3 protein-coding genes are annotated in these 3,469 nt (G+C 60.9%); 1 reads left to right on the top strand and 2 read right to left on the bottom strand.

Going from position 1 to position 3,469, the window contains the following annotated elements; all coding sequences use genetic code 11:
- Positions 1–76 precede the first annotated feature (76 nt).
- Both AC1DMG_RS20955 and AC1DMG_RS20950 read right to left on the bottom strand, forming a co-directional pair.
- On the bottom strand, positions 77–703 hold the full coding sequence (locus AC1DMG_RS20955; protein WP_441603415.1) for a cytochrome b: 627 nt from the start codon (positions 701–703) through the stop codon (positions 77–79).
- Entirely contained in the window at positions 703–1,788 is a 1,086-nt protein-coding gene (locus AC1DMG_RS20950) for a catalase family peroxidase (RefSeq protein WP_441603414.1), read from the bottom strand. The genes AC1DMG_RS20955 and AC1DMG_RS20950 overlap by 1 nt, the downstream gene beginning before the upstream one ends.
- 472 nt (positions 1,789–2,260) lie before the next feature.
- On the opposite strand from AC1DMG_RS20950, the gene AC1DMG_RS20945 reads away from it, so the two are divergent.
- Entirely contained in the window at positions 2,261–3,379 is a 1,119-nt protein-coding gene (locus AC1DMG_RS20945) for an acyltransferase family protein (RefSeq protein ID WP_441603413.1), read from the top strand.
- Positions 3,380–3,469: the final 90 nt, after the last annotated feature.

The raw sequence follows: 3,469 nt of genomic DNA, 5'->3' as shown, positions 1-3,469 counted from the left end.
CCACGTAGTTTGTATGATTTCAATCATACTATTGACAGCGGACATCGCAAGTGGCAGCGCCTGAGACGCCGCCGAATCACGCACGGGGCGGCTCGTTCGACGGCGGTTCGGTCGCGGCAGGGGCCACGACCACCGGTTCCACGATCACCGTTTCACGCCGCGGGAAGGTCATGCTGGGCAGCACGTCGTCGCGTCGGATCAGCCCGTGGTAGAGCGCGGCGCCCATATGTCCGAGTACGGTGACGAACAGCAGATAGGCCAACCATCGATGCGTGACTCGTAGCCACGCATAGGTTTCGCCGTCGAACGAAAGCAGCGGCGGCAGATGCAACGAACCACCGAGCGAAATCGGGTAACCGCCCGCCGAAAGCATCGCCCAGCCCACCAGCGGCAGCGTGAGCATCAGCGCATACAGCACCCAATGCGAGGCATGCGCCACCCACTGCATCAACGGCGGCATATCGGCCGGCAAGGGCGGCGGCGGGTGGCGCCAGCGCACGGCAAGGCGGATCAGCGCCAGCACGAAGATGGTGGCGCCCAGCGGCTTGTGGAGGGCGAGCAGCCATTGGTGTTTTTCCGACACGGTCGACACCATGCCCACGCCAACGAACAGCATGGTGAGGATCAGCAAGGCCATCAGCCAGTGCAGCAGGCGCGCGAGCGGATGAAACGCGCCGGGATAGGTAGCGTGCTTGGCATTCATCACGGGTGCTCCGAGGGCGTGGTCGCGCGCGCGGCGCCGGGGACATGCGCTTCTTCGCTGGTGCGGCGCAGATAGGACACGGCATAGGCCGCGGAGCGCGCTGGCAGCAGCGGGTCGTCGGAGATTTCGATGCCTGCGGGAACGATGGTCGGGTCGTAATTCACATCGCGGCAGGGGCCGCTGTCCTGCGGCTGCTCGCTTTCGATCACCAGCGTGCCCGCGTCGATCGTGTGGCGATCGGCGGGCCATTGCTTGGTCGCGTCATTGGTGGGATCGCCGGGCTCGGCCAGGGTTACGCGCAGCTGCCAACGCTGTGGTCCTTGCGCCAATCGCTGCTGCAAGTCCTTGGCCAGATAATCCGGGTCGCCGGCTTGCGGGCCGGTGCCGGCATCGTCGTTCGCGACAGGGGTGACTTTCCAGCGCACCGCGTGGCGCTTGCCGGTGCCATCGACGAAATAGAACGCGTTGAGCCCCTCGTAGGTCTCGGTGACAAAACTCGCCGAGGGCTTGGCCGTTTTCACCCAGGCGAGAAATGCACCGGTCTCCGGGTGTGAGGCGAAGAAGGCGCCAACCTTCTTGGGATCGGGCTTGCCGGTTGCCGGGTCGGGCAGGGTGGCCACCAGTTGCTCGTAAAACGCCTGCGGCGTCGCCACCGGGAACACCGGCATGCTGTTCATGCCAGTGCGCCACTGCTGGCCATTGGGTAACGCAAAGCGCAGCGCAAAGCTGCGGATCGGCACGCTGCTGTCGGGCGCATAAGGATTGCCGCCGGGCAGGGCAAAACGGCCCACCACGGGCGTGCGACTACCGGCCGTAAACACGCTGGCCGTGGAATACGCCGCGGCCTCACCATTGCTTTCGAAATAACCCGCCACGCACACACCCTTGGCGTGATTGCGCCGGAAGCCGGGATGCACGCCACCGCCTTCCTGCAGCGTATCCACCAATCGACGCGACGTCAGTCTTTGCGGCGTCAGCCAGCCGGCCACATAGGCAAACGCGCCGGCGAGCACGGCCACTGCAAGGCCGATAACCAGCCACCTCAAGGGTTGATGTGAAGGTGGCTGACGAGATGGATCGGTCATGCGGCGCTCCCGGGATCGCAGGTTGGATATCCTCACTTCGTCGGACGGCAGCAGCCGGTTACCTCGGTGCCGCGCGGCGTCTCCACGCCGGCTGAGCATAGGCTCCGGGGCAGTGAAGGGGTCGTAGTGGTTAAAACCTGCCACCGGTTGCAAGTTGATGTCAAAGCGAGGAATTTTGGCCGAGTGAACGTCCGAGTCGGAGCCTCAGTGCCGCGGCCAAGAGCCATTTGAAGTCCAATGACCGAGCTACCGCCCATCGTGGGGTAGCGGCATGGCAACGCATTCGATCGTGCCGGGCACTCACTCAGCGTAGCGATGAAGCAGTCCCACCGTCGCGAGCAGCACCGATGTATGGTGACGCCCAGTGTGCGTGCCCACATTGGGAGGAAGCCGAAAATGCCGGCTCAACCGGGTTTCAAGCTCGCCGTTCGGATAGCGACATGTTGAACGCGTCGAGCCATCGGCAGCCCGCATGAAGGTCAGGTTTGCCCATCAGCTGCGCGCGATTGCGGCGCTATCGGTGGTCATCAACCACTATTGGGGCATCTTCTTTGCGCCCGGCGTGCGCGCGTTGATCGGGACGCCGGCCAGTTTTGTGCCGTTGAAGCCGGCCTATACGCAGCACGTATTGTCACCGGCATGGGGCGGATTCTTCTACGGCGTTTTCGGTGTCGCCGTGTTTTTCCTGATAAGCGGATTGGTCATACCGATCAGCCTTAGGAATATTTCGACCGGTCAATTTCTGACGAGGCGGTTTTTCCGCATTTATCCCGTCTACTGGTTCTGCCTGTTGATCAGCATCGCCCTGTATTTCATCTGCTCGTGGTACTGGTCGACACCGTTGTCGGACAGAATCAGCCTCTTGTTCCTGGCAAGAAATATCCCGCTCGTCCATAGCGCGGCTGGTTTGCCTTCATTGGACTTCGTGAGCTGGTCGCTTGCGGTGGAGCTCAAGTTCTATGTGGTCTTTGCGCTGATAAACATGCTCGGGAGAAGTGCTCATCAAGTCATGCGGCTGTCCATTGGATTCATGATCGTGTGTTGCCTGGTTGCTTTCTTCTCGACCCATGGAATGAATTCACCATCCCTTGTTTCATATGCGGTATCGGACATGAAGTTCATCATATTCATGTTCCTTGGCTGCCTGTTTTACTACGTTCTCTATCGCGAGCTCAGCGCAAAGGTTGCGCTTGGTTACGGGGTCATCATCTATGGCTTGTTCGTGACGATCAATTCCTTCTACGCGACAGGACTCTTCGGGGCGCTGACGAAAAACTACACTTATGCGTTGATGCTGTTTTCACTGTGCTATCTGCTCCGAGGCAGGTTCAAGGAAAACGCGATACTCGACTTCCTGGCCGACATCAGCTTTCCGCTCTATCTGGTTCACTCCATGATCGGCTACGTCGCCATGCCCATCCTGATCAGCAGGGGCATAACCTTCACGTTCGCCTGGATGATCAGCCTGGGCCTGACCATCCTGGTCGCCTTCCTTGTCCACAGGTATGTCGAAGTCCCCGTGAACAACTTCGGCAAGAAGCTGTCCAGCCCCAAGGAGAAAGGGGCAGCCGAGTACTGCCGTTTGGCTTGATTGCATGCGCGATCAAGGCCATCGAGCCGGCTGATCACGCGAGCGCCAGGCCCAAAGGCGCCAATGCCGGGGTAAGAGGCTTTGGCCAGC

The sequence above is a fragment of the Dyella sp. 01N36 genome (assembly GCF_056399745.1).
Note: the sequence above shows the minus strand (reverse complement) of the source record. Positions and strands in the feature narration are given on the sequence as shown.